Origin of the sequence: Pseudomonas sp. 5Ae-yellow, from assembly GCF_014077575.1 — a bacterium.
GTDB classification, from domain to species: Bacteria; Pseudomonadota; Gammaproteobacteria; order Pseudomonadales; family Pseudomonadaceae; genus Halopseudomonas; species Halopseudomonas neustonica.
Genome location: NZ_JACGWE010000019.1, coordinates 22,003 through 45,074 on the forward strand (window position 1 = coordinate 22,003; position 23,072 = coordinate 45,074).

Below are 23,072 nucleotides of genomic sequence, written 5' to 3' on the forward strand. Positions count from 1 at the left end.
TCTTTCTCCAGACCTCAGGCGCGGTTTGCCCAGGCCTCTTGGGTATAAAACTTCATGGTTACCGCATGGATACGTCCATCGGCAATATAGTCATTCAACAAGGCATATATCTGCTGCTGCCGCTTGACCGGCGACTGCGCTGCCAGCGCATCACTGATCACATTGAGCTGAAAGTTACAGCCCTCGCCTTCAACCGACACCTCGGTTGCAGGCAGGCTGGATTCAATCAGTTGCTTGACTTCGCTAGATTGCATTGTCTGTTTCTCCATCAAAATGGCCTGCGCCAGGCAGGCCATGAAAGGCATCGGGTAACCGGATACAGCTTCAGGCCGCAGAGGCCTGCTGCAACCAGACATCGAGCCCGCATACCTCAGCCATGCTCTGCAGACCTGCAGGAACGCCGCGAAGACGCAGACGACGCTCAGACTGCTCTGCTTGTTCAGCCACGCGTAAAAGCAGGGAAAGACCCACGCTATTCACCCGCTCCAGCCCCGAAAGGTCGAGAATAATATCACCTCCGGTGCTCGCAATCGGCTCACGCAGCTGCTCGTTCAAGCCGATGACGCTGTCGAAGTCCAACACACCACTGAGCAACAGCACGCCATCTTCACCCAACACTACATTGGCGACAGCTGGTTGCGTGCTCACTGGCTGGTTTCCTCTTTTACCGTTTCACGTGACTTGGCGACAACACTGCCCCAGTTGTCGATAACGGCGTCGAGATCATTACGATTCGCCTTCATCGCCTGGGCAAACTGGTCACGGAACAATAGACCGATGTTAATACCTTCAACGATTACGTTGCGGACTTTCCACTGACCGTCGATCTGGGTCATGGTGTAAGTCGCGGTATAGAGCTGGCCATCATTCGCCTTAACCTGCATATCTACACTGGCACGATCCGGCCTTGGCTCGCGGCTGTTTGGCGGCAACACGGTAATTTCGCCGCTTTTAAATTCCAGCAACGCATTGCCGTAAAACTGCACCATGCTGCGCTTGAATGTCTCAATAAAGCGCTGCATCTGCGCATCAGAGGCGCTGCGGCTGTAACGCACTGTCATCACACTGCTGGCGATACCCTCGAAGTCAACGACCGGATTGAGCACTTCATCCAGCCCCTGCACAAACGCATCAGGGTCATTACGATAGGTTTCACGGTTGGCATCCAGCACTTCCATAACCTTGCGCGACGTGTCATCCACTACCTGCTGCGGCGTGGCCGTTGCCTGCGCCAGCGCAGGCATACTGATGATTAGTGCCAGCACAAGCTGAATTGCTGCACGCATGGTGACTCTCCTATTAGCTACAACGGTCATTCGTCTTTACTCACGGTATTGAGCAGGAAGCGCCCGATCAGTTCCTCAAGTACCAAGGCTGACTGGGTGTCATATATCTCGGAACCATCAGCCAACACTTCGTCATCGCCACCGACGGAAATACCAACATACTTCTCACCCAGCAGACCTGCGGTCAGGATAGAAGCAGTGCTGTCTGCCGGCAGGGTGTTCACATCGCTATCGACAGCCATATCAACTCGGGCACTGTAGCGCGTCTTATCGAATTCGATGGCAGTGACCCGCCCAATAGTAACGCCCGACATGGTGACCTTGGCCTTGGCGGTAAGGCCCGCCACGTTATCAAAGTAGGCATGCACGCTATAGGTATTGACGGCACTGCCTGGAGCCAGGCCACTTATCCGGACCGCAAGCACAACCAAGGCCAGCAATCCCACCAGAATAAAAACACCGACGACCAATTCCAGATTACGGGTACGCATTCGCTATTTCCTTGGCTAATCAGAACATCAAAGCAGTAAGAATAAAGTCCAGCCCCAGCACCGACAGAGAGGCGTAAACCACGGTACGTGTGGTCGCACGACTAATGCCTTCTGAGGTGGGTTCGCAGTCATAACCCTGGAATACAGCGATCCAGGTCACCACAAAGGCGAACACAACCGCCTTGACCACACCGTTAAGCACATCATCAAAAAATTCGACCGAATTTTGCATATTCGACCAGTAGGAACCTGAGTAGACGCCCAGCCAGTCAACCGCGACCAAAGCACCACCCCAAATGCCGACGACACAAAAAATCATCGACAACAGCGGCATCGAAATAAAACCAGCCCAAAGCCGCGGCGCAATAACGTACTTCAGCGGATCAACACCAATCATCTCCATACTGGAAAGCTGCTCGGTGGCCTTCATCAAGCCAATCTCGGCCGTTAACGCAGAGCCGGCACGACCGGCAAACAACAATGCGGTTACCACCGGCCCCAGCTCGCGCAGCAGAGTCAGCGCCACCATCTGGCCAACAGCCTGCTCTGATCCATAACCCACCAGGATGTTGTAGCCCTGCAGCGCCAACACCATCCCGATAAATAATCCGGAGACAATAATGATAGCCAATGAGAGCACACCAACGGCATAGAGCTGCTTGAGCAGCAACGTAAAGCTATTGCCAAAACGGGTACGCCCTAGAAGAGCATTGAATAAAAACACACCTGATCGACCCAGCGCGGAAATCGTATCCAGACCGGCACGCCCAAGCAGAGCAATCCGTGACATAACACTCACTACTTCTGCTCCCTGTGCAGCAAGTCTGAAAGATAATCAGGTGCCTGATAGTGGAACGGCACCGGGCCATCAGGCTCACCCTGCATAAACTGCCTGATACGTGGCTTGTCTGAGTTCATCAGCTCTTCAGGCGTGCCATGTCCTAACACCTGGCCATCGCCAACCACATATAAATAGTCGGCGATGCTCGCGGTCTCGGCCAAATCATGCGATACAACAATGCTGGTCAAACCCATCGCATCGTTGAGCAGGCGAATCAAGCGCACCAGCACGCCCATAGAAATAGGGTCTTGGCCGACAAAGGGCTCGTCGTACATCATCAATTGCGGATCGAGTGCAATAGCACGGGCCAAAGCCACGCGGCGCTTCATACCACCAGACAGCTCATCCGGCATCAGCTCCCGCGCACCGCGCAAACCGACCGCCTGCAATTTGAGTAAAACCAGATCGCGAATCATGTCTTCAGACAGCTGGGTATGCACACGCAGCGGAAAGGCAACATTCTCAAAAACACTCAGATCGGTAAAAAGAGCACCACTCTGGAACAGCATGCCCATGTGCTGACGCGCAGCAAAAAGCTGCTCACGCCCCAGTTCTGGAATATTCTCACCATTGACGAGAATGGCGCCGCTGTCCGGCCGCAATTGCGCGCCGATCAACCGCAGAAGGGTCGTTTTACCGCAGCCGGACGGCCCCATGATGCCGGTCACTTTGCCGCGCGGTATACGAATATCCACACCATCGAATATCAACCGCGAACCGCGCCGGAAGGTAATCTGCTGCAAATCAACAATGTAATCCGAAGAATCGGTCATATCTGGATGTGCTCTTCCCGATCGCGCCCAGGCCTCGGGCAAGTTAAGCCGCGTAATATATCATTTACGTCAGTGCATCCCAAGGCGGGAAACACTCCGTAACCCATAATTAAGTACCCACCCTGCAACCAAAGCCTTGAAAACCTGCAGACGGGTGAGTTCATCCGCACAAACCGCTATACTTCCCCGCTCAGCGACAACAGATAAAGCACAATGCCTCATTTTGACTACATAGCCTCCGCCCGGCGCACCATCAGCATGGAGCGCGACGCCGTCGACACCCTGCTGCAGCGGCTCGACGCACACTTTATTAAAGCTTGCGACACTCTGCTCGCCTGCACTGGCCGCATCGTTGTGACCGGCATGGGCAAGTCTGGTCATATCGGCTGCAAACTGGCAGCCACTCTGGCCAGCACCGGCACGCCTGCTTTTTTTGTCCACCCAGGCGAAGCCAGCCATGGCGATATGGGCATGATCACACCGCAGGACGTGGTCATTGCACTGTCCAACTCGGGCAATACAGCCGAAGTCGTCACCCTGCTGCCACTCATCAAGCGCATGGGCGTCCCCCTGATCAGCATTACCGGCAACCCGGAATCCACGATGGCGCTGGCCGCCGTTGCCAACCTGGATACCGCCGTAGCGCAGGAAGCCTGCCCACTTAACCTCGCCCCCACGTCCAGCACCACCACGGCACTGGTGATGGGCGACGCACTGGCGATCGCACTGCTGGAGGCGCGCGGGTTCAGCGCAGAAGACTTCGCGTTTTCACATCCAGGCGGCAGCCTGGGTCGCCGCCTGCTGCTGCTGGCCGATGACATCATGCATAGTGGTGACAGCATGCCTTTGGTCACGCCTAGCACCTCGCTGCGTGACGCACTACTTGAGATGACGCGCAAAGGTCTTGGCCTGACCGGCATTATCGACGAGCAACAACACCTGGTGGGCATCTTTACTGATGGCGATTTGCGTCGCACACTGGATCACAGCGTCGATTTCCATACTATGACGATTGCCGACGTCATGACCGCAAACGGTAAAACTGCGCGTAGTGGTATGCTCGCGGCCGAAGTGCTCAAAATCATGGAAGATGCGAAAATAAACGGCCTTTTTGTCGTGGATGACAACGGCAAACCCGTTGGTGCCCTCAACATGCATGACTTGCTGCGCGCAGGAGTGGTATGAACCAAACCCCAAAACAGCTGAACGAGCGAGCACGTTCCATTCGCCTGGCAATATTTGATGTTGACGGCGTACTGACTGACGGTCGCCTTTACTTCATGCCAGACGGTACCGAGTTCAAGTCATTCAATACCCTGGACGGGCACGGCATAAAGATGCTCATTGCGTCCGGGGTTGAAGCAGCGATCATCAGCGGGCGCAAGTCGCCACTAGTTGAGCGGCGCGCAGCGGCACTGGGTATAAAGCATCTAATCCAGGGCCGCGAAGACAAGCTCACCGCGCTCAGCGAGCTGCGCGAAATCGTACCCGTAGAAATGCACGAGATTGCCTTTTTGGGCGACGATCTGCCCGACCTGCCAGTGATTCGCCAGGTCGGCTTGGGCATGGCGGTTGCCAGCGCTGACGGCTTTGTTCGCAAGCATGCGCATGGCATCACAACGGCCACTGGCGGCGCGGGTGCTGCACGCGAATTCTGCGAACTTATCATGCAGGCACAAGGCACACTGGAAGATGCCCAGGCGGCTTACCTGTGAAACTGAACGTGCCACGTTACCTGCTGACCGGGCTACTGGTCGCAATCGGGGTGATACTTGCCCTGAGCATGGGGTACTGGAATATCCGCCCAGCCAGCTTTACGCCAGCCACGGACAGCAGCTCGACCCGACCAGACTTCTATATCGATAACGCGCGCATTCAGGCTCTGAGCAAAGAAGGCAAAACGGCCTACGAACTGACCAGTACGCACGCAGTACATCAGGTAGAAGATGGCAGCACGCATTTAGAGCAACCCAAGCTGGTATTCTATCGTGGCGAAGACCCTAAGCCCTGGCTGCTTGAAGCAGACGAAGGCCTGGTCACAGAAAACGGCGACCGCGTTGACCTGAAAGCTAACGTACTATTGCAACAACAACTGACCAATCAGCCAACCAGACGCCTGAGCACCTCCGCCCTGACCCTGTTTCCAGCACGCGATTATGCCGAAACCGATCAGGACGTTAAAATCGAAGCAGCCCGCAGCGTAACAACCGCCACGGGCATGCAGTTATTTCTCAATGACGGCCGCTTGAAGCTGCTGTCCACCGTACGAGGCCAACATGAGGTGCGCTAAATCCCTCTTCGTCATGACGCTGATGCTCTATCCAGCAGCTTCAGCAATCGCGTTGCCCAGCGACAGTAGCCAGCCTATACGCATCCAGGCCAATGCTGCGACCCTGGACGACAAGCGTAATACGGCGGTTTATACCGGCAACGTCATCATTACTCAGGGCAGCATGCGCTTGGCTGGCAGCCGGGTGACCCTGACCACTGACGCTAGTGGCCAACTGAACAAAATGGTCACGCAGGGCGGTCCTGCCACCTACCAGCAGACACCCGAAGCCAACAAGCCACCGGTCAAGGCACGCGCCCAAACGATCGAGTACTACGCCGCAGATGAACGCGTCGTGCTAATCGACAACGCCTTCCTGGAGCAGTCCGGCAATACCTTCCAGGGTGACTATGTCAGCTACGACATACCGGCACAGGTTGTCGATGCAGGGCGCAGCGGCAGCACTGGCAGCGGCGCCAGCAGCAACGGCAGTGGCCGCATTGAAATTACCATTCAGCCGCGTAGTCGCGGCAATGGTGCCACTGGCGGTGAAAGCGAGCCCACTGCGCCATGAGTACATTAACAGCCAGTCACTTGGCCAAGACATACAAAGCACGTAACGTTGTCAAAGACGTCTCCGTCTCGATCAGTAGCGGAGAAGTCGTTGGCCTGCTGGGGCCCAACGGGGCTGGCAAAACGACCTGCTTCTATATGATCGTAGGCCTGGTCAAATCGGATCAGGGCGAAGTACGAATCGACGACAAAGCTATCACCGCGCTGCCCATGCACGGACGCGCGCGCGAAGGTATCGGCTATTTGCCACAGGAAGCCTCGATCTTTCGCAAGCTGACAGTGGCCGATAACATCATGGCCATTCTGGAGACCCGCAAGGATCTGAATGCCGAGGGACGCAAGGGAAAACTCGAATCGCTGTTGCGTGAGTTTCATATTCAGCACCTACGCGACAACCTCGGCATGAGCCTGTCCGGGGGCGAAAGACGGCGCGCCGAAATTGCTCGTGCACTCGCCACAGATCCCAGCTTCATACTTCTTGATGAGCCCTTCGCCGGCGTGGACCCCATCTCGGTCAACGACATAAAGCAGATCATTCAACATCTCAAGGACAAGGGCATCGGCGTACTTATCACCGATCACAACGTGCGCGAAACCCTGGATATCTGTGACAAGGCCTATATCGTTAGCGAAGGCACCATCATTGCTGAAGGCGACGCGGCTGCCGTCATGGCAGACCAGAAGGTGCGTGAAGTCTATCTGGGACACGCGTTTCGGCTATAAAACGGTAAAAGTTTCAGGCATGCTACAGAACGATATGAGCCAGAGCGGCCTCGATAACAGTTTGACCAAGCGCATAAGGTAGTTCGCCAAAAAATGAAACCCTCGCTCGTCCTCAAGATGGGGCAGCAGCTGACGATGACGCCGCAGCTGCAGCAAGCCATCCGACTGCTACAGCTATCCAGCCTCGACCTCCAGCAGGAGGTGCAGGAAGCACTGGAGGCCAACCCCATGCTGGAGATGGCCGACGACGGCGATGACGACTACAGCGCCGCCGGCTCTGCGGGCAGCGATGGCGACAGCGACGGCGACCCATCTGCCGTCACCCTGCCCGAACCCGTATCCATGGATGCCATTGACCAGCATAGCCAGCCAGAACAGGACGGCAACTGGAATGAGCAAATCCCCAATGAATTACCAGTAGATACCCAGTGGGAAGATGTCTACCAGACATCTGCCAGCTCGCTACCCAGTCAAAATGAAGAAGACTGGGACTACACCTCGCGCACTGGCACAGGTGAAACCCTGCAAAGTCACCTGGAGTGGCAGCTCAACCTGATCCCGATGTCGGAAACCGACTACGAGATTGCGGCCGCGCTGATCGACGGCATCAATGCCGATGGCTACCTGGAAGAATCCCTCGACGACATACTCGCCTCACTGCCTCCCGAGATGGAAGTAGAGATGGATGAGATCGAAATGGTGCTGCACCGCATCCAGCAGTTTGAGCCCGTCGGTATTGGCGCCAGGGACTTGCGCGAATGCCTGCTGTTACAAATTCGCCAGCTTCCCGCTGACACGCCGCTACTGGAGCAGGCGACGCGCGTTGTACGCGATCACCTTGAACTGCTCGGCAGCCGGGATTTCAGCCAACTGATGCGGCGCAGCAAGCTCAAAGAAGACCAGTTGCGCGATGCTATTGCACTAATCCAGACACTCAACCCACGCCCCGGCGGCGAAATTGCATCCGGCGAACCCGAATACGTTATTCCCGACGTCATAGTCCGTAAGGACAACAATCGCTGGCTGGTCGAGCTGAACCAGGAATCAGTGCCTAAAGTCAGGGTCAACGGCCAGTACGCGTCGATGGTACGTCGCGCCGACTCCAGTGACGACAACACCTATCTGCGCAATAACTTGCAGGAGGCACGCTGGTTCATCAAGAGCCTGCAAAGCCGCAACGAAACCCTGATGAAGGTTGCTACGCAGATCGTTGAGCACCAACGCGGTTTCCTGGAGCAAGGCGAAGAAGCCATGAAGCCACTGGTACTGCACGATATTGCCGAAGCGGTCGGCATGCACGAATCGACCATCTCGCGCGTCACCACGCAGAAATTCATGCATACCCCGCGCGGCATCTTCGAACTCAAATACTTTTTCTCCAGCCATGTGGGCACCAGCGAGGGCGGCGAATTCTCCTCGACCGCCATCCGCGCACTGATCAAAAAACTGGTTGCAGCAGAAAACCCAAAGAAACCATTGAGCGATAGCAAGATCGCTGGTTTACTGGAAGAACAAGGGATCGAAGTGGCCCGCCGGACAATCGCTAAATATCGCGAGTCGCTCAACATAGCCCCATCGAGCGAACGCAAGAGACTGGTTTAAGCAGTCAAGGAATATGCAGTGGCACCACCGGGTGACATCTGGTCACCCAGCAACATCAAGCCAATCAGGAGAAGCCGTATGCAACTGAACATTAGCGGTCATCAACTCGATATCACTGACGCACTGCGCGATCACGTCACTGAAAAAATGTCCCGCCTGGAGCGGCACTTTGACAAGATTACCAACGTACAGGTAACCCTTGAGGTCGAAAAACTCCGTCAAAAAGCTGAAGCCACCCTGCACGTAGCAGGCGGCGAAGTTGTCGCCCTGGCTGAAAGTACTGACATGTACGTGGCGATTGATCAGCTAACCGACAAACTCGACAGGCAACTGATCAAGCATAAAGAAAAATACATCGATCGCCTGCAAGGCGCCAATGACCGTTAACGCGAACCTAACCGCATAACCATGCAAATAGACCATATCTTGACCCCTGACCGCACCTTTTCGGGCGTTCAGGGGGGATCCAAGAAACGTGTGCTGGAGCTAATTGGCAAACTGGTTGCCCAGCACACAAACCTTGATCCAGACGCTATTTATGAAAGCCTGATAGCCCGCGAAAAGCTTGGCTCCACTGGCTTTGGTAATGGCATAGCCATCCCTCACTGCCGCCTGGGCGATTGCCATAAAGCGATCGGCGCCCTGCTGCAGCTGGACGGTAAAATCGATTTCGATGCGCTGGACGGCCAGCCTGTGGACCTTATCTTTGTGCTTTTGGTGCCACAGGAAGCGACCGACCAGCATCTACAGATTCTGAAAATGCTGGCGAGCAAACTGGATCAGGCAGACTTGCGAGAAGCGCTGCGTAAAGCGCCCGATGCACAAAGCCTGTACGACATTATGACCGCCGGAGATGGGAGCTGAAGCCAATGCGCCTGGTCGTCGTGAGTGGCCGTTCGGGGTCAGGCAAAAGTACCGCACTACACCTGCTGGAAGACAACGGTTTCTACTGCATTGACAACCTGCCTGCGGGATTACTGCCGGAACTGGCCAAACAGGCTAGCGAAGCAGACCTGAATCTACCGGCGATTGCCATCAGCATCGACGCTCGCAACCTGGCCAGCGACCTGCAACGCTTCCCCGAGTTGCTCAAGCAGGTACGCGATGCTGGCGTACAATGTGACGTGCTCTTCCTTGCCGCAGGCGATGACGTACTGATCAAGCGTTTTTCAGAAACCCGTCGCAAGCATCCGCTTACTGATAGCCAGCGCTCGCTAGCCGAGGCTATTGCTCAAGAACTGCGCATACTGGAGCCGATCATTGATCTGGCGACCCTCAAGATCGATACCAGCCACTTAAATCTTTATCAGCTGCGCGACCAGATAAAACAACGTTTACTCGGCAGCCAAGGCAGCACTCCCTCGGTACTCATTCAGTCATTTGGCTTCAAACGCGGTGTGCCCGCCGACGCTGATCTGATTTTCGACGTCCGCTGCCTGCCCAACCCCTATTGGCGCCCGGAGTTGCGCTCTTACTCCGGATTGGACGAGCCGGTACGCGAGTATCTGAGCAGCCAGCCGGACGTAGAAGAGATGTATCAGGATATCCGTCAGTTTCTCAATAAATGGCTGCCGCGTTATGCCGCCGGTGAGCGCAGCTATATGACCATCGCCGTCGGCTGCACTGGTGGACACCACCGATCAGTCTATCTCGCCGAACGACTGGTCAATGAGCTTCGCGCCAGTACGCCCAATTTACTGATTCGCCATCGCGACCTTCATTGAAATGCCAACTACCCGCGTAAAAATCATCAACAAACTGGGCTTGCACGCCCGCGCAGCAGCCAAGTTCGTTGGCGTTGCCAATCGCTATGGCTGCGTTGTGCAGGTTGGCGAGAATGAGACACTGCAGGTTGATGGCAAAAGCATCATGCAGGTCATGATGCTGGCGGCGAGCAAAGACAGTGAAATCTGTATTAGTTGCGAGGGTGATCAGGCCGACGAGGCGCTGAACGAGCTAGTCGCCCTGATTAACGACTATTTTGGTGAAGGGGAGTAGCTGCTGGAAGCTGGAAGCTGGAAGCGCCAAGCTTCAAGCCGCAAGCTAGAAGCTAGAAGCTAGAAGCTAGAAGCTAGAAGCTAGAAGCTAGAAGCTAGAAGCTAGAAGCTAGAAGCTAATCAGTGTTTTTCCTGAATTATCGCCGTCAATACACATCCTGAAAAAAGCTCACAGTAAAGGTACTCGCGATCTGCTTCCAGCTTCCCGCTTAGGGCTTCCAGCTGCAAAACTCTTGTCTCTATGCGCCCCCTACCGTCATACCATCAACCAACCAGCTCCCCGTCAGGTAATTACCGCGTCGCTCCAGATCACTGCCGACGCAGCGTAGATTGGCATACATATCTTTCAGGTTACCGGCGATGGTCACTTCGTTGACGGCATGCTGTATCTCACCGTTCTCGACCCAAAAGCCACCTGCGCCGCGGGAATAGTCACCGGTCACGCCGTTGACGCCCTGCCCCATCAGCTCCGTCACCAACAACCCGGTGCCCATTTCCTTGAGCAGGGAATCAAGGTCACCAGCATTACTGGTGACCTGCAGGTTGTGTACACCACCAGCATTAGCGGTGCTCGGCATGCTTAGCTTGCGGCCGGAATAAGTAGAGAGTATCCAGCTACTCAAGCGTCCCTGGTCAATAAAGGCCTGTTCACGGGTCGCCAAGCCGTCACCATCAAAAGCCGAACTTCCCATTGCGCGCAGCTCATAAGGCCGTTCACACATCGTCATCCACTCAGGAAAGACCGGTTGACCGAGCGCATCCAGCAAAAAAGTAGACTGCCGGTAAACCGCACCACCCGATATAGCCCCCAGCAGGTGCCCGACCAGACCTACAGCCTGGTCAGCGGCAAACAACACGGGCACCTTAGCGGTTTTAATCGGCTTGGGGTTCAGGCGCGACAATGTTCTCTGCGCCGCCTTGCGGCCAATCTCCTGCTCGCTCGGCAAACGATCGGCGATCCGATCAACGGCATACCAATAGTCACGCTGCATACCCTGCTCCGACCCTACGATCAGCACCGCTGCCGCACTATGACGCGAGCCCATAGAGCTACCGATGAAGCCATGGCTGTTGCCATACACCCGGCAGCCTTGCTGCGTGCTCACCTGCGCGCTATCGGTGGTCAGGCGCGAATCGACTTCGAGCGCCGCAGCCTCCAGCGCCAGTGCCTTATCGATAGCGGCCTCGGCACTGATATTCCAGGGATGAAAGAGGTCCAGATCTGGCACCTGCTGTGCCATCAAGTCAGCATCTGCCAAACCGGCACAGGGATCTTCCGAAGCGTGGCGCGCAATAACCAGTGCCGTTTCTACTGCTTTGCGGATGGCTTCATCAGAGGTGTCAGAGGTGCTTACCGACCCCTTACGCTGACCGGCATATAGCGTAATGGCAAAGCCCTGGTCTCGATTAAACTCAACCGTCTCGACCTCACCCTTGCGCACGCCAACGGATAATCCGGTATTTTGGCTGACGCCAACTTCACTGGCAGACGCCCCCTGACGGCGAGCCTCATCAACAATAAAGGCTACCCGTTGTTCAAGGTTGGCACGCAGCGTTTGCGGATCGTCAGGCTGAGTCGAAATCGGTGTCGTCATATATCCTCCAGAGCAATGCATTCCATTGTAACGGGGTTGCGCCACACCCGACCACAGCCGATTACCCCTGTACTGATCAGAACAGGTATCATAGTCGCCAGCAGCCGCGTCTGCTCATGCAATAACACCTACCCAACCCGAGCAATTTCCAACAGGCACGCCATGACCGAGTTTCACGAAGACGAATCCCTCGAACCCATTGACGAAGGCAAGAGCAAAAGTCAGATCAAACGGGAAATGGATGCTCTGCAAGAAATGGGACGTAGACTGATCGCGCTCAAACCCGATCAGCTCAACAAACTTGAGTTGACCGACAAGCTACGCCTGGCGTTGGCCGAAGCCCCCCGACACACTGCGCGCGGCGCTCTCAAGCGCCACATGAGCTTTGTCGGCAAGCTCGTTCGGGACCAGGATATTGAAGCGATCCAGACGTATCTTGATCTGATCGACAGCAGTACCCAGGCACATGCCCAGCACTTTCACCAGATGGAACGCTGGCGTGATCGCCTGCTCACCGGCCGCAGCGACGAACTGGAACTCTTCATGCTGGCTTATCCCGCTGCCGACCGGCAGCAGATTCGACATCTGGTTCGACAAGCCAATAAAGAAGCCGAGCAAAACAAGACTCCAGCGGCCTCCCGCAAGTTATTCAAGATGATCCGGCAGCTGATAGATAGCGCCAAGGGACTCTAAGGTTTACCCAGCATTGAGTCACAGGTTCCGGCATACGCCAGAACCTTTTCTGGCGTATGGCTACGCAGACTGCTAAGTTTTAAGAACATGCGTCTTTGACTAGCAGAGGATATCGCCTGCGTGAGCCTTGCCCTAGATCTGCCCCGACTCCAAACTGCACTTCACACTCCTGCTCAGGATGAGCGTCAAAAACTACTGCGCGGACTGCTGCAACCTCAAGCGCGCATCGACTCCAAATACTTTTACGACGATCGTGGCTGTGAACTCTTCACCGCCATTTGCAAACTCGACGAGTACTACCCTACCCGCACTGAAGCCGCGATATTTGCGGAGCATCGCGACGCTATTGCCGAACATCTGCCTGCCCGTATGCAATGGATAGACCTGGGCTGCGGCGATTGCGGTAAAACGCGGTATTGGCTCGACGCAATACGGCCGGCCAGGCTGGTTGGCGTTGATATCGCAGGCGAGTTTCTGCAAAGCTCGCTGGCCGAGATTGCCAGGCAACACCCACGACTGGAATGCGTCGGCGTGGTCACCGACTTTACCCAGCAGTTGGACCTGCATGATTTGCTGGCTGAGCGAGCGGACTCCCCCCCCGTGTTTTTCTACCCAGGCTCCTCCATCGGCAACTTCGAGCCTCGCGACGCTATACGCTTCTTACGGCGAGTGAGAGCGCACTGCGGCCAGCATGGTCGGCTACTGATCGGGGCAGACCTGATCAAAGATACCGACATTCTCGAAGCCGCTTATGATGACGCCAGCGGGGTTACTGCCGAATTTAATCTCAACGTGCTGAGCGTGGTAAACCGAGAGTTGGATGCCAATTTTGATCCGGAAAAATTTCGCCACTGCGCGCGATTCGATCAGGCCAGCCGCCGCATCGAAATGCGCCTGATTTCAAATCAGCAGCAACGGGTAGAGTTTGGCGCCCACACCGACCGGCATTTCCGCGCAGAAGAGCACATACTCACCGAGTATTCTCACAAATACAGTGTCGACGAATTTCGCGCTCTGCTGGCGGCCAGTGGCTTGCGCTGCAAGCAATACTGGACTGATCCGCAAGACTGGTTCGGCGTATTTCTAGCGGAGCCAATATGAGCCACATCGCCAGCCAGCGGAGCGCTAACAGCCTTGAGTTTCGCTACGCCCAGACCCGGGCGTACTCGCTAGAGCTTATTCGCGGGCTCAGTGCAGAGGATTGCCAACTGCAATCCATGCCGGATGCCAGCCCACTCAAGTGGCACCTCGCACACACCACCTGGTTCTTTGAGACTTTTGTGCTCGGTGCCCTGGATACGCCGCCACCGCCACTAGACCCTCGCTACCGCATACTCTTCAACTCCTACTATGTGGGCGTCGGTGAGCGACACCTGCGGGCAGAGCGCGGCCTGCTGTCACGCCCCTCACTGGACGAGGTACTGCACTATCGCCAGCACGTCGACCAGCACATGTCAGCGCTGCTGGCGACGGGAGATCAGTCAGGCAAGCTCAACGAGCTGATAGAGCTCGGACTGCAGCATGAGCAACAGCACCAGGAGCTGATGCTGACCGATCTCAAACACCACTTTGCCTGTAATCCATTGCAACCCGCCTGGCGTGATGCTGCACCCGAGCATCCGCAAGCAGAACAAGACAAGTCCGCACAACAGTTTGTCTCATTGGCAGGCGGGCTATGTGAAATCGGTCATTCAACTGCAGAGTTCAGCTATGACAACGAAGGGCCTTCGCACAAGGTCTGGCTTGAGCCGTTTCAAATAGCAGACCGCAATGTGAACAATGGGGACTTTCTCGCCTTCATCGCCGACGGCGGCTATCAGCGGCCCGAGCTTTGGCTCTCAGATGGCTGGGACTGGGTTTGCAGTAACGAAGTGAAAGCGCCGCAGTATTGGCAGCACCGTGACCAGCAGTGGATGATTTTTACCCTCGCCGGGGAGCAGCCACTGAACCATGGCGCGCCGCTATGCCACATCAGTCTGTATGAAGCTGACGCCTTTGCACGCTGGTCAGAGGCCAGATTACCGACAGAAATGGAATGGGAGCACGCCGCCAGAGAGCATCCGGGACTGGGCGGGTTATTTGGTGAAGTATGGCAATGGACCAACAGCGCCTATCTGCCTTACCCGGGTTACCAGCCTGCTGCCGGTGCCGTGGGCGAATACAACGGCAAGTTCATGATCAACCAGATGGTGCTGCGTGGCAGCTCATGCGCCACACCCAACGGCCATAGCCGGCCATCCTACCGCAACTTTTTCCCCGCCGCGGCGCGCTGGCAATTCAGCGGCTTACGCTTGGCACGCAATCCATAAAAGATAGCGCTATCGCGGCATAAAAAAGGCCGCCCCGGATCAACCGGGGCGGCCTTTTTAGCACTCAGACTAACTGCTGAATCAGTAACCCAGAGCGAAGTTCTCTGCGTCCATGTCCATCAGGTTGTCGGCGCCAGACAGCATTGAATCTACGTGAGCGCGGGTGCGCGGCAGAATTCGCTGGAAGTAGAAGCGCGCGGTCTGCAGCTTGGCAGTGTAGAACGCCTCTTCGGAAGTCCCCTCGGCCAGCTTGGCAGCGGCAACGCGTGCCATATCAGCCCAGAAGTAGGCCAGGCAAGCGTAGCCGGAGTACATGCAATAGTCGACTGAAGCAGCACCGACCATTTCACGATCCTTCATAGCGGCCATACCTACTTTCATCGTCAGCTCGCCCCACTCTTTATTGAGCTGAGCCAGCGGCGCGACGAACTCGGCGATATCGCTGTTACCTTCCTGAGCCTGACAGAACTTGTGAACGATCTTGGTGAAGCCCTTCAGTGCTTCGCCTTGCGTCATCAGTACCTTACGGCCCAGCAAGTCCAGCGCCTGAATACCGGTAGTGCCTTCATACAGCATGGCAATACGCGCATCACGTACGTTTTGCTCCATGCCCCATTCAGCAATAAAGCCATGACCACCGTAGATCTGCACGCCGTGGTTGGCAGCTTCAAAACCTACTTCAGTCATGAATGCCTTGGCGATAGGCGTCAACAGCGCCAGCAGCGCATCAGCTTGCTTCTGCTGCTCAGGATCGGTGCTGTTCTTGACGATATCCACTTGCTTCGCGGTGAAGTAAACCATGGCGCGACAGCCTTCGGCGAACGACTTCATGGTCAACAGCATGCGACGCACGTCAGGATGAACGATGATCGGGTCAGCGGCTTTTTCAGGCGCTTTGGGGCCGGTCAGCGAACGCATTTGCAGACGGTCACGTGCATACTGAATGCCACCCTGGAAGCCGACTTCAGCGTGCGCCAGACCTTGCAACGCAGTACCCAGACGCGCGGTGTTCATAAAGGTGAACATCGCATTCAGGCCCTTGTTTGGTGGCCCGATCAAATAGCCGGTTGCGCCGTCAAAGTTCATCACGCAGGTCGCATTGCCGTGGATACCCATCTTGTGCTCCAGGGAGCCACAGGCCACGCCATTGCGCTCGCCCATCTCACCTTCTGCATTAGGCAGAAACTTGGGCACGATGAACAGGGAAATACCCTTGGTGCCGGCCGGTGCATCGGGCAGACGCGCCAGAACGATATGGACGATATTTTCCGCCATGTCGTGTTCGCCGGACGAGATGAAGATCTTGGTGCCGTTCAACTTGTAGGTGCCGTCAGCAGCAGGCTCTGCCTTGGTACGCAGCATGCCCAGATCGGTACCACAATGCGGCTCAGTCAAACACATGGTGCCGGTCCACTGGCCAGAAACCAGTTTGGTCAGATAAGTGTGCTTCTGATCTTCGGTACCGTGGGTAGCGATGGTGTTCATGCAGCCATGCGACAGGCCAGGGTACATGCCCCACGACCAGTTGGCTTGGCCAACCATTTCGCTGATGGCCAGACCCAAAGATTCGGGGAGACCCTGGCCGCCGTGATCAACGTCATGCGCCAGGCTCGGCCAGCCACCTTCAACATACTGCTGATAGGCTTCTTTAAAGCCGGTTGGCGTCTTCACGCCCTCAGGGCTCCAGGTGCAACCCTCGGTGTCGCCTACCCGGTTAAGGGGAGCAATAATCTGCTCACAGAACTTGGCGCCTTCTTCAAGAATGGCGTTAACCATATCGGGAGTCGCATCTTCACAGCCTGGCAGGCTCTGGTAATGCTCTTCATAACCCAGAAGCTCATCGCGAACGAAACGGATATCACGCAGGGGGGCTTTATAATCGGGCATGGTGCTTGACCTCAACAGTAGTATCAGATGCAAGGGCAGCGAAGGCTGCAGGGTGCGCTGCCTGGCAGCACATTCAAACATGTGTTTGAAACATACGTTTACGCCAAATGAAAGTCAACCCCCGCGTGAATACCTAACTATAAATAGATACGCATAGCGGCTAGACAAAACAGTAGCGTGTTGCTGAAATCAGGAAGGTTGGTAGACGGGGGCAGTCAGGCGCGCAAGTCCACTGACCCGATGTCGGCGGCATTTGCTGCGATATTGCGATACAGCGACAAGTCACGCGAAGAGGCCGATGCCTCATCAACGGTATCGTCGCCAGACGCACTTTCTTGATCGCTCTCTTCTGACGCACTGACGTCGCCGCGTTCCGAGTCTTCAGCAGGCTTGGTCGCCAGCTCGGCACGCGCCTGTGCAACAACCTGGGCAGCTTGCGCTGCTACGGCCAGATCTTGTCCTGAAGGTTCTGCAGGCGCGAGGGCTGCCCGCCGGACTTGCTCCATCTTGTCGATTGTCGCCTGTGGATCACCCGGCACCCGAGAGGTATCGATACCTACTTCACCACCCACCGCATACAAACGACCATCCGGACCGCGTTTGTAATCATACTGTACCGAGCCAGCATACTGACCACCTGCGGCCATGTGCGCCTGTTCGTGGCTGCGCACCTCTCGGTCGCGCGCTGCCAGCTCACTGATTTCTTCCTGCGTTACTCGCTGCAACTCAGCTTCGGCATCAGCCAACTGGGCCCGCTTCTGCTGCTCCAGGTCCTGACTTCCAGAAACCGCCTTTTCTTCAGGCGGCTTGGCACCGGCAGCATCGCCAGCAGACATTTGATCAACGGGAGGAAAGTCGCTACTCGCCTTGTCCGGGCGTGTCGCGTTATCGATAGACGTAGGGGAAACGGCAGCGGCTTGAAACTGCGACGATACAACCGGAGGGGAATAACCGTACGTGCTGGCAGCACCGATACTCATCATAACCAAAGACCTCGACCAGTCAGCCCAGGCGCACCCGAAATAGGCGCGTCCGGGACGACTCAGCTTAGACGGTTACGTCGAGCAACGTGCCCAACACTTCGTCTGCGGTATCAATCACAGAAGCACCGGCTTGAGCTTCCTGACGCCCTTGCTGCAGCTCAACCAGACTATCGACCAGATTGACCGGTCGCGCACTTTCTACCGGAGCGCTGGAAGCAGCTTGCCCGGTAGCAGGCTGTGCAGGCACGGCCTGCGGAGCAGTGGGATCAACGGCAGTTCCAACGCGGGCGATATCAGACGCAGCATTGGACATACGGTTTTGACCCTGACGCACACTGGTCAGGCCAGATGAAATCAAGTCAAGGGTAGCCATAACAAAACCTCGGTGTTCTAGAAAGCCTGCACTTATTCAAGCACAAATGGCCACTATTGGACATCACCGCCGGTCAGTTCAGACCAGTGGCGTCACATCCAAATAGGGCGCTACGGCAGCAGCGCTTGCGTTCTCAAGTCGCGGAACACGACCCAAAAAAGGTGCCTTGATTAACGCCTGCAAGGTAGCCAGGTTCTCATCCGGCCGGCTCATGTCCGGATCAACGTGATTGGCAACCCAACCCGCCAACTCCAATCCGTCTGCGGCAATGGCCTCGCAGGTCAGCAGGGCATGATTAATACAGCCTAGCCGCATACCCACCACCAGAACCACGGGCAACTTCAGATCAGTCGCCAGCCCGGACAAGAGCTCATCACTGTTCAGCGGCACCCGCCAGCCACCTGCCCCTTCAACCAGGGTCAAATCCCGTTTGCGATCAAAAACCTCGAGGCAGGCACCGGCCAGCACTTCAAGGGTCAATGCAGCACCCTCTTCCTGCGCCGCGATATGGGGCGCAATAGCGGCTTTCAGTGCAATAGGGTTGATCAGCTCGTACGCTAACTCGGGCGAACACTCTGCCTGCAAGGCAAGCGCATCTTCGTTACGCAAGCCTTGCGCTGTGAGTTCGCATCCTGCCGCTACCGGCTTGACCGCAGCCGTACTGAGCCCACCAACACGTGCGGCGTGCAGAAGCGCAGCCGCAATGGTTGTTTTGCCGATTTCGGTATCGGTACCAGTCACAAAATATCGTCTGGACATGCTCTACTCCATCAAACCTGATCAAGGCCCTTGAACAGCAGTACTTGAGCCACCTGGTAGGTCGCTGGCAACCCCGTTGCCTGACGCCGAGTTTCATAGGCTGTAGTCAGAGCGCGCAAGCGAGCGCGCCCGGTTAAACCGCTTGGTCGCCCAGCGTTGAGGTTATGTGCCCCCAACGCTTTGAGCTCGTGGGTCAACTCACTCAGTTGCGCATAATGCAGAACATGCATCTCAACCTCGCAATGCCAGCTGGCAAAGCCAGCACCAGCGAGTATTCCCTGCAACTGCGGCAAAGGCATAAACCGATTCACGTGCACAAAGCCATCAACCGCTTGCCACGCCTCGCGCAACTCAACCAGCGTGCCTGCAACCAGGGTATTGAAAGCCATACATCCGCCTGGTTTCAAAACACGGAACGCCTCGTTCAAAGCCAGCGGCAGCTGCGGACACCATTGCAACGCCAGGCTCGAGAACAGCAGGTCCTGGCTAGCGGAACGCAATGGCAGCGCCTCTGCATCGGCAGCCAACCAGGCCAAACCAGACGGACTTTGCTCGCGGGCATAGCGCAGCATACCTTCAGCTATATCCAGCCCCAGAACCGGCTTGGCAAAACGTTGCGCCAACGCACGGGTAAAGTAACCAGTGCCACAGCCAATATCCGCTAATGCTTCAAACTGCACCGTATCCGGCAAACGCCCCAGCAGATTGCTGCCCACATTACGCTGCAGTTCAGCCACCTGATCATAGGTACCCGCGGCCCGGCTGAAGGAGGCGGCAACCTGCTGCTTATCGATTACCGCATCACTCATTCCGGACGGACCCAATCAGCGATTTGCTGTGCCACCCAGTCGGGCTGCTCCAAAGGCAAGGCGTGACTGGCATCCGGGTGCAAACGTAATTGCGCTTTCGGGTTGAGCGACTGCAATTTTGTAGCCACAGTCGCAGGCACCAACGCATCCTGACCCGCCAGACAATGCAGCACCGGCTGCTGAGTGCGGCTGAGATGAATACGGTTATCCAGCACACCCAAAAGCGCAAGCTGATTCAACCGCTGCAATGGGTCAGCGTCGCTCCACTGTAATTGCTTGCTTAACTCTCGGGCGTTGGCGCCCCCCTGGCTGACCAGCAATCCAAAGCGTTTGAGGATCTTTTCCGGTTTCTCGCGGGCGTCATTAAAGAACGTCTTGAAGGTCTCGGCCGGCATGGCCTCCAGCCAATCTGTGCGCGTCGCAAAGCAGGCATTGCTGGCGATAGTCACCACGCCACAAAAGCGTTCGGGATAACGACGTAATAGTTGTACTGACAACATGCCGCCCAAAGACCAGCCAACCAACCAACCAGGCTGAAGGGAGTCGGCCAGCTCCTGCAAATCGGTCTCAAGACTCGACATTTGCATGGGCGGCAACTCATGCAGGTGCACCGCAAATGCAGGCAAGCTGCTTTGCAAAGCTGATTGCAACGGCGCCAGGTTGGCGGCAGACAGCGCCCAGCCCGGCAAGAGGTTAATACTATTCATCAGGTCACTCTTCATCAGCCAAGTCCTGTTCGGGAAGACCTGCCAAAGCGAATTTAAGGGCATCCAGCAATTGATCGACATCGCTATCGCTGTGTGCGGCGGAGAGGGTCACGCGCAGGCGTGCCGTGTTGCGGGGCACTGTCGGCGGGCGGATGGCAGTCACCATGATACCTTGCCCGCGCAGAGCGGCCGACAGCGCCATCGCTCTAGCGCTGCTACCAACCAGAATCGGCTGAATGGGCGTAGGACTCTCCATCAATTGCAGACCAAGCTCACCGGCGCCCTGGCGAAACCGCGCAATAAGCTGCTGCAGGTGGCTACGCCGCCAATGCTCATCGCGCAACAGCTGCAAGCTCTTGAGTGTTGCACAGGCGACGGCCGGTGGCTGACTGGTGGTGTAAATATAGGGACGAGCAAACTGAATCAGCGTTTCAATCAACTCCTCACTGCCCGCGACAAAGGCGCCCGACGTGCCAAAGGCTTTGCCGAGGGTGCCGACCAATACTGGAACCTCTTCCAGCCCAAGGCCAAAGTGCTCAACAATGCCGCCACCCTGCTGACCCAAACAGCCAAAGCCGTGCGCATCATCAACCATCATCCAGGCGCCGCGACTGCGGGCCTGAGCGCATAGCTCCGGCAGGTTGGCGAGATCGCCATCCATGCTGAACACGCCATCGGTCACTATCAGGGTATCACCGGTCGCCTTTTCCAGTCGCGCCGCGAGGCTGGCCGGATCATTGTGCAGATAACGTGAGAAGCGGGCGCCACTGAGCAAACCGGCATCGAGCAGCGAGGCATGATTCAAACGATCTTCAAGCACCGTATCGCCCTGCCCGACCAGCGCAGTAACTGTCCCCAGATTAGCCATATAGCCGCTAGACAGCAGCAGTGCACGCGGCCGTCCTGTGAGCTGGGCCAACGCTTCTTCAAGCTCGTGATGCGGCGTGCTGTGACCGACAACCAGGTGCGACGCGCCACCGCCCACCCCCCAACGCCGAGCACCCTGCGCAAAAGCCTCAATCACCTCGGGGTGATTGGCCAGACCCAGATAGTCATTACTGCAGAACGCCAGCAAGTTCTCACCATCGACCCGCACCCGCACATCCTGCGGCGCATCCAACAAAGGTCGACGGCGATAGAGGTGGGCAGCACGACGCGCTGCCAAGCGTGAGGAAAGATCAAATGGCACGGAGAGGACTCGTCTGGTGGCAGAGCCGGCTGGCTGGAAAGCACCGGCTAGAAGCCAGAAGCTGAAAGCTTAAAGTAAAACCCGCTCCTTCCCGCTTCTAGCTTCTAGCTTCTAGCTGATTTTTTAAACCGCTGCTGCGTCAGTGAACAAGGCACTGTCGCGTTGCTCAACCAGCGCCTGCTCGATCGCCGCCTGGTGTACCTCATCATCGTGTTCTTCACGCTCTTCGGGCTTGATGCCCAGGCGCTCAAACAGACGCATATCCTTGCCGGCCTGAGGGTTGGCCGTGGTGAGCAAACGCTCGCCATAAAAGATGGAATTGGCACCGGCAAAGAAAGCGAGCGACTGAGTCTGCTCGTTCATCTGCTCACGCCCGGCAGAGAGGCGAACGTGCGACTTGGGCATCATGATGCGGGCGACTGCGAGGGTTCGGATGAAATCGAAAGGATCAACATCTTCCTCGTTTTCCAGCGGCGTACCCTTCACCTTAACCAACATATTGATTGGCACACTCTCAGGATGCTCCGGCAAGTTGGCCAGTTGAATCAGCAGACCGGCACGGTCTTCAACCGACTCACCCAAACCCAAAATACCGCCGGAGCAGATTTTCATACCCGCATCGCGCACATAGGCCAAGGTTTCCAGCCGGTCGCCATAGGTGCGAGTAGTAATAATGTTGCCGTAGAACTCAGGCGAGGTATCCAGGTTGTGGTTGTAGTAATCGAGACCAGCATCGGCCAGAGCCGCTGTCTGCTCCTTGGTCAATTTACCCAGGGTCATGCAGGTTTCCAGCCCCATGGCGCGCACACCGCGCACCATTTCCAGCACGTAAGGCATATCTTTCTCGGAGGGGTGCTTCCAGGCCGCCCCCATGCAGAAGCGGGTCGCACCGATGTTTTTTGCCGCAGTGGCTTCATCCAGTACCTTTTGCACTTCCAGCAACTTTTCCTTGTCCAGACCCGTGTTGTAATGGCCTGACTGCGGGCAGTATTTGCAGTCTTCGGGGCAGGCCCCCGTCTTGATCGACAACAGGGTAGAAACCTGCACCCGGTTTGGATCAAAGTGCTCGCGATGAACGCTCTGCGCGCGGAACAACAGGTCATTGAATGGCAGGCGGAACAGCGCCAGCACGTCGGCGGGAGTCCAGTCGTGGCGAGTCACGGAGGCTGTCATGGATACGTATCCTTTGTTCATTGCTTGGGAACCCTCAAGG

The 23,072-nt window shown here is 56.4% G+C and carries 28 protein-coding genes; 13 read left to right on the forward strand and 15 right to left on the reverse strand.

What is annotated here, in order from left to right; all coding sequences use genetic code 11:
- Positions 1–14 precede the first annotated feature (14 nt).
- The 6 genes from H4J77_RS12520 to H4J77_RS12545 all read right to left on the reverse strand — a co-directional run bounded on the left by H4J77_RS12520 (position 15) and on the right by H4J77_RS12545 (position 3,391).
- The gene (locus tag H4J77_RS12520) at positions 15–254 is read right to left on the reverse strand and encodes a BolA family protein (RefSeq protein WP_123889179.1); all 240 of its coding nucleotides are present in this window, start codon (positions 252–254) and stop codon (positions 15–17) included.
- Positions 255–324: 70 nt separating this feature from the next.
- Positions 325–648: a lipid asymmetry maintenance protein MlaB gene (locus H4J77_RS12525; RefSeq protein ID WP_123889178.1), complete on the reverse strand. Its 324-nt coding sequence runs from the start codon at positions 646–648 to the stop codon at positions 325–327.
- Positions 645–1,286 carry a phospholipid-binding protein MlaC gene (locus tag H4J77_RS12530; protein ID WP_123889177.1) on the reverse strand — a complete coding sequence of 214 codons (642 nt, stop codon included), beginning with the start codon at positions 1,284–1,286 and terminating at the stop codon, positions 645–647. The genes H4J77_RS12525 and H4J77_RS12530 overlap by 4 nt, the downstream gene beginning before the upstream one ends.
- A 26-nt stretch (positions 1,287–1,312) precedes the next feature.
- Positions 1,313–1,777 (reverse strand): outer membrane lipid asymmetry maintenance protein MlaD, encoded by a 465-nt coding sequence (mlaD, locus tag H4J77_RS12535; protein ID WP_123889176.1) that lies wholly within the window; start codon positions 1,775–1,777, stop codon positions 1,313–1,315.
- A gap of 19 nt (positions 1,778–1,796) precedes the next feature.
- Entirely contained in the window at positions 1,797–2,567 is a 771-nt protein-coding gene (gene mlaE, locus H4J77_RS12540) for a lipid asymmetry maintenance ABC transporter permease subunit MlaE (RefSeq protein WP_123889202.1), read from the reverse strand.
- 8 nt (positions 2,568–2,575) lie between these two features.
- Entirely contained in the window at positions 2,576–3,391 is an 816-nt protein-coding gene (locus H4J77_RS12545) for an ATP-binding cassette domain-containing protein (RefSeq protein WP_123889175.1), read from the reverse strand.
- Positions 3,392–3,604: 213 nt separating this feature from the next.
- On the opposite strand from H4J77_RS12545, the gene H4J77_RS12550 reads away from it, so the two are divergent.
- The 10 genes from H4J77_RS12550 (at position 3,605) to H4J77_RS12595 (ending at position 10,556) form a co-directional block, all read left to right on the forward strand.
- Complete coding sequence (locus H4J77_RS12550) at positions 3,605–4,576, forward strand: KpsF/GutQ family sugar-phosphate isomerase (RefSeq protein WP_123889174.1); 972 nt, start codon at positions 3,605–3,607, stop codon at positions 4,574–4,576.
- Entirely contained in the window at positions 4,573–5,106 is a 534-nt protein-coding gene (locus H4J77_RS12555; protein ID WP_123889173.1) for an HAD family hydrolase, read from the forward strand. The genes H4J77_RS12550 and H4J77_RS12555 overlap by 4 nt, the downstream gene beginning before the upstream one ends.
- The gene (lptC, locus tag H4J77_RS12560) at positions 5,103–5,681 is read left to right on the forward strand and encodes an LPS export ABC transporter periplasmic protein LptC (RefSeq protein WP_123889172.1); all 579 of its coding nucleotides are present in this window, start codon (positions 5,103–5,105) and stop codon (positions 5,679–5,681) included. Before H4J77_RS12555 ends, lptC begins: the two co-directional genes overlap by 4 nt.
- Positions 5,668–6,234, forward strand: coding sequence for a lipopolysaccharide transport periplasmic protein LptA (gene lptA / locus H4J77_RS12565; RefSeq protein ID WP_182248637.1), 567 nt, complete (start codon positions 5,668–5,670; stop codon positions 6,232–6,234). Before lptC ends, lptA begins: the two co-directional genes overlap by 14 nt.
- Positions 6,231–6,956, forward strand: a complete 726-nt coding sequence (lptB, locus tag H4J77_RS12570) for an LPS export ABC transporter ATP-binding protein (RefSeq protein ID WP_182248639.1) — start codon at positions 6,231–6,233, stop codon at positions 6,954–6,956. The genes lptA and lptB overlap by 4 nt, the downstream gene beginning before the upstream one ends.
- 93 nt (positions 6,957–7,049) lie before the next feature.
- Positions 7,050–8,558, forward strand: a complete 1,509-nt coding sequence (locus tag H4J77_RS12575) for an RNA polymerase factor sigma-54 (RefSeq protein WP_182248641.1) — start codon at positions 7,050–7,052, stop codon at positions 8,556–8,558.
- Between the two features lie 78 nt (positions 8,559–8,636).
- Positions 8,637–8,945 carry a ribosome hibernation-promoting factor, HPF/YfiA family gene (gene hpf / locus H4J77_RS12580; RefSeq protein ID WP_123889169.1) on the forward strand — a complete coding sequence of 103 codons (309 nt, stop codon included), beginning with the start codon at positions 8,637–8,639 and terminating at the stop codon, positions 8,943–8,945.
- A 21-nt stretch (positions 8,946–8,966) separates the two neighbouring features.
- Positions 8,967–9,422 (forward strand): PTS IIA-like nitrogen regulatory protein PtsN, encoded by a 456-nt coding sequence (gene ptsN, locus H4J77_RS12585; RefSeq protein ID WP_123889168.1) that lies wholly within the window; start codon positions 8,967–8,969, stop codon positions 9,420–9,422.
- A 5-nt stretch (positions 9,423–9,427) separates the two neighbouring features.
- Positions 9,428–10,282 (forward strand): RNase adapter RapZ, encoded by an 855-nt coding sequence (gene rapZ, locus H4J77_RS12590; protein WP_182248643.1) that lies wholly within the window; start codon positions 9,428–9,430, stop codon positions 10,280–10,282.
- 1 nt (position 10,283) lies between these two features.
- Positions 10,284–10,556 (forward strand): HPr family phosphocarrier protein, encoded by a 273-nt coding sequence (locus tag H4J77_RS12595; protein WP_123889166.1) that lies wholly within the window; start codon positions 10,284–10,286, stop codon positions 10,554–10,556.
- Between the two features lie 238 nt (positions 10,557–10,794).
- Here H4J77_RS12595 and pmbA read toward each other — a convergent pair whose 3' ends face one another.
- Entirely contained in the window at positions 10,795–12,150 is a 1,356-nt protein-coding gene (pmbA, locus tag H4J77_RS12600; RefSeq protein ID WP_182248645.1) for a metalloprotease PmbA, read from the reverse strand.
- A 162-nt stretch (positions 12,151–12,312) separates the two neighbouring features.
- Here pmbA and yjgA point away from each other — a divergent pair, with 162 nt between their 5' ends.
- From yjgA to egtB, 3 genes are all read left to right on the forward strand, one after another.
- Positions 12,313–12,843, forward strand: a complete 531-nt coding sequence (yjgA, locus tag H4J77_RS12605) for a ribosome biogenesis factor YjgA (RefSeq protein ID WP_123889164.1) — start codon at positions 12,313–12,315, stop codon at positions 12,841–12,843.
- A 120-nt stretch (positions 12,844–12,963) separates the two neighbouring features.
- Entirely contained in the window at positions 12,964–13,944 is a 981-nt protein-coding gene (gene egtD / locus H4J77_RS12610) for an L-histidine N(alpha)-methyltransferase (protein ID WP_182248647.1), read from the forward strand.
- A complete protein-coding gene (gene egtB / locus H4J77_RS12615; protein ID WP_182248649.1) occupies positions 13,941–15,152 on the forward strand; it encodes an ergothioneine biosynthesis protein EgtB in 1,212 nt (403 codons plus the stop codon). Before egtD ends, egtB begins: the two co-directional genes overlap by 4 nt.
- An 81-nt stretch (positions 15,153–15,233) precedes the next feature.
- Here the strand turns inward: egtB and H4J77_RS12620 are convergent, their stop codons facing one another.
- From H4J77_RS12620 to bioB, 8 genes are all read right to left on the reverse strand, one after another.
- Positions 15,234–17,039, reverse strand: a complete 1,806-nt coding sequence (locus tag H4J77_RS12620) for a phenylacyl-CoA dehydrogenase (protein WP_123889161.1) — start codon at positions 17,037–17,039, stop codon at positions 15,234–15,236.
- A gap of 215 nt (positions 17,040–17,254) precedes the next feature.
- The gene (locus H4J77_RS12625) at positions 17,255–18,022 is read right to left on the reverse strand and encodes a putative metalloprotease CJM1_0395 family protein (protein WP_123889160.1); all 768 of its coding nucleotides are present in this window, start codon (positions 18,020–18,022) and stop codon (positions 17,255–17,257) included.
- Between the two features lie 64 nt (positions 18,023–18,086).
- Positions 18,087–18,395, reverse strand: a complete 309-nt coding sequence (locus H4J77_RS12630; protein ID WP_182248651.1) for a hypothetical protein — start codon at positions 18,393–18,395, stop codon at positions 18,087–18,089.
- Between the two features lie 78 nt (positions 18,396–18,473).
- Positions 18,474–19,154 carry a dethiobiotin synthase gene (gene bioD, locus H4J77_RS12635; protein ID WP_123889158.1) on the reverse strand — a complete coding sequence of 227 codons (681 nt, stop codon included), beginning with the start codon at positions 19,152–19,154 and terminating at the stop codon, positions 18,474–18,476.
- 11 nt (positions 19,155–19,165) lie between these two features.
- On the reverse strand, positions 19,166–19,963 hold the full coding sequence (gene bioC / locus H4J77_RS12640; RefSeq protein ID WP_123889157.1) for a malonyl-ACP O-methyltransferase BioC: 798 nt from the start codon (positions 19,961–19,963) through the stop codon (positions 19,166–19,168).
- Complete coding sequence (locus H4J77_RS12645) at positions 19,960–20,670, reverse strand: alpha/beta fold hydrolase (RefSeq protein ID WP_182248653.1); 711 nt, start codon at positions 20,668–20,670, stop codon at positions 19,960–19,962. The genes bioC and H4J77_RS12645 overlap by 4 nt, the downstream gene beginning before the upstream one ends.
- A 4-nt stretch (positions 20,671–20,674) precedes the next feature.
- On the reverse strand, positions 20,675–21,859 hold the full coding sequence (bioF, locus tag H4J77_RS12650; protein WP_123889155.1) for an 8-amino-7-oxononanoate synthase: 1,185 nt from the start codon (positions 21,857–21,859) through the stop codon (positions 20,675–20,677).
- A gap of 123 nt (positions 21,860–21,982) precedes the next feature.
- Positions 21,983–23,053, reverse strand: coding sequence for a biotin synthase BioB (gene bioB, locus H4J77_RS12655; RefSeq protein WP_177412310.1), 1,071 nt, complete (start codon positions 23,051–23,053; stop codon positions 21,983–21,985).
- Positions 23,054–23,072: the final 19 nt, after the last annotated feature.

Coding starts and splice junctions, on each gene's coding strand:
- bioD (WP_123889158.1), bottom strand. CDS start 19,154: ATGTCCAGACGATATTTTGTGACTGGTACCGATACCGAAATCGGCAAA.
- hpf (WP_123889169.1), top strand. CDS start 8,637: ATGCAACTGAACATTAGCGGTCATCAACTCGATATCACTGACGCACTG.
- H4J77_RS12520 (WP_123889179.1), bottom strand. CDS start 254: ATGCAATCTAGCGAAGTCAAGCAACTGATTGAATCCAGCCTGCCTGCA.
- H4J77_RS12550 (WP_123889174.1), top strand. CDS start 3,605: ATGCCTCATTTTGACTACATAGCCTCCGCCCGGCGCACCATCAGCATG.
- bioC (WP_123889157.1), bottom strand. CDS start 19,963: ATGAGTGATGCGGTAATCGATAAGCAGCAGGTTGCCGCCTCCTTCAGC.
- H4J77_RS12575 (WP_182248641.1), top strand. CDS start 7,050: ATGAAACCCTCGCTCGTCCTCAAGATGGGGCAGCAGCTGACGATGACG.
- ptsN (WP_123889168.1), top strand. CDS start 8,967: ATGCAAATAGACCATATCTTGACCCCTGACCGCACCTTTTCGGGCGTT.
- H4J77_RS12625 (WP_123889160.1), bottom strand. CDS start 18,022: ATGATGAGTATCGGTGCTGCCAGCACGTACGGTTATTCCCCTCCGGTT.
- mlaD (WP_123889176.1), bottom strand. CDS start 1,777: ATGCGTACCCGTAATCTGGAATTGGTCGTCGGTGTTTTTATTCTGGTG.
- lptB (WP_182248639.1), top strand. CDS start 6,231: ATGAGTACATTAACAGCCAGTCACTTGGCCAAGACATACAAAGCACGT.
- H4J77_RS12595 (WP_123889166.1), top strand. CDS start 10,284: ATGCCAACTACCCGCGTAAAAATCATCAACAAACTGGGCTTGCACGCC.
- egtB (WP_182248649.1), top strand. CDS start 13,941: ATGAGCCACATCGCCAGCCAGCGGAGCGCTAACAGCCTTGAGTTTCGC.
- pmbA (WP_182248645.1), bottom strand. CDS start 12,150: ATGACGACACCGATTTCGACTCAGCCTGACGATCCGCAAACGCTGCGT.
- rapZ (WP_182248643.1), top strand. CDS start 9,428: ATGCGCCTGGTCGTCGTGAGTGGCCGTTCGGGGTCAGGCAAAAGTACC.
- H4J77_RS12645 (WP_182248653.1), bottom strand. CDS start 20,670: ATGAATAGTATTAACCTCTTGCCGGGCTGGGCGCTGTCTGCCGCCAAC.
- mlaE (WP_123889202.1), bottom strand. CDS start 2,567: ATGTCACGGATTGCTCTGCTTGGGCGTGCCGGTCTGGATACGATTTCC.
- lptA (WP_182248637.1), top strand. CDS start 5,668: ATGAGGTGCGCTAAATCCCTCTTCGTCATGACGCTGATGCTCTATCCA.
- H4J77_RS12620 (WP_123889161.1), bottom strand. CDS start 17,039: ATGCCCGATTATAAAGCCCCCCTGCGTGATATCCGTTTCGTTCGCGAT.
- H4J77_RS12530 (WP_123889177.1), bottom strand. CDS start 1,286: ATGCGTGCAGCAATTCAGCTTGTGCTGGCACTAATCATCAGTATGCCT.
- yjgA (WP_123889164.1), top strand. CDS start 12,313: ATGACCGAGTTTCACGAAGACGAATCCCTCGAACCCATTGACGAAGGC.
- H4J77_RS12555 (WP_123889173.1), top strand. CDS start 4,573: ATGAACCAAACCCCAAAACAGCTGAACGAGCGAGCACGTTCCATTCGC.
- H4J77_RS12545 (WP_123889175.1), bottom strand. CDS start 3,391: ATGACCGATTCTTCGGATTACATTGTTGATTTGCAGCAGATTACCTTC.
- H4J77_RS12630 (WP_182248651.1), bottom strand. CDS start 18,395: ATGGCTACCCTTGACTTGATTTCATCTGGCCTGACCAGTGTGCGTCAG.
- bioB (WP_177412310.1), bottom strand. CDS start 23,053: ATGAACAAAGGATACGTATCCATGACAGCCTCCGTGACTCGCCACGAC.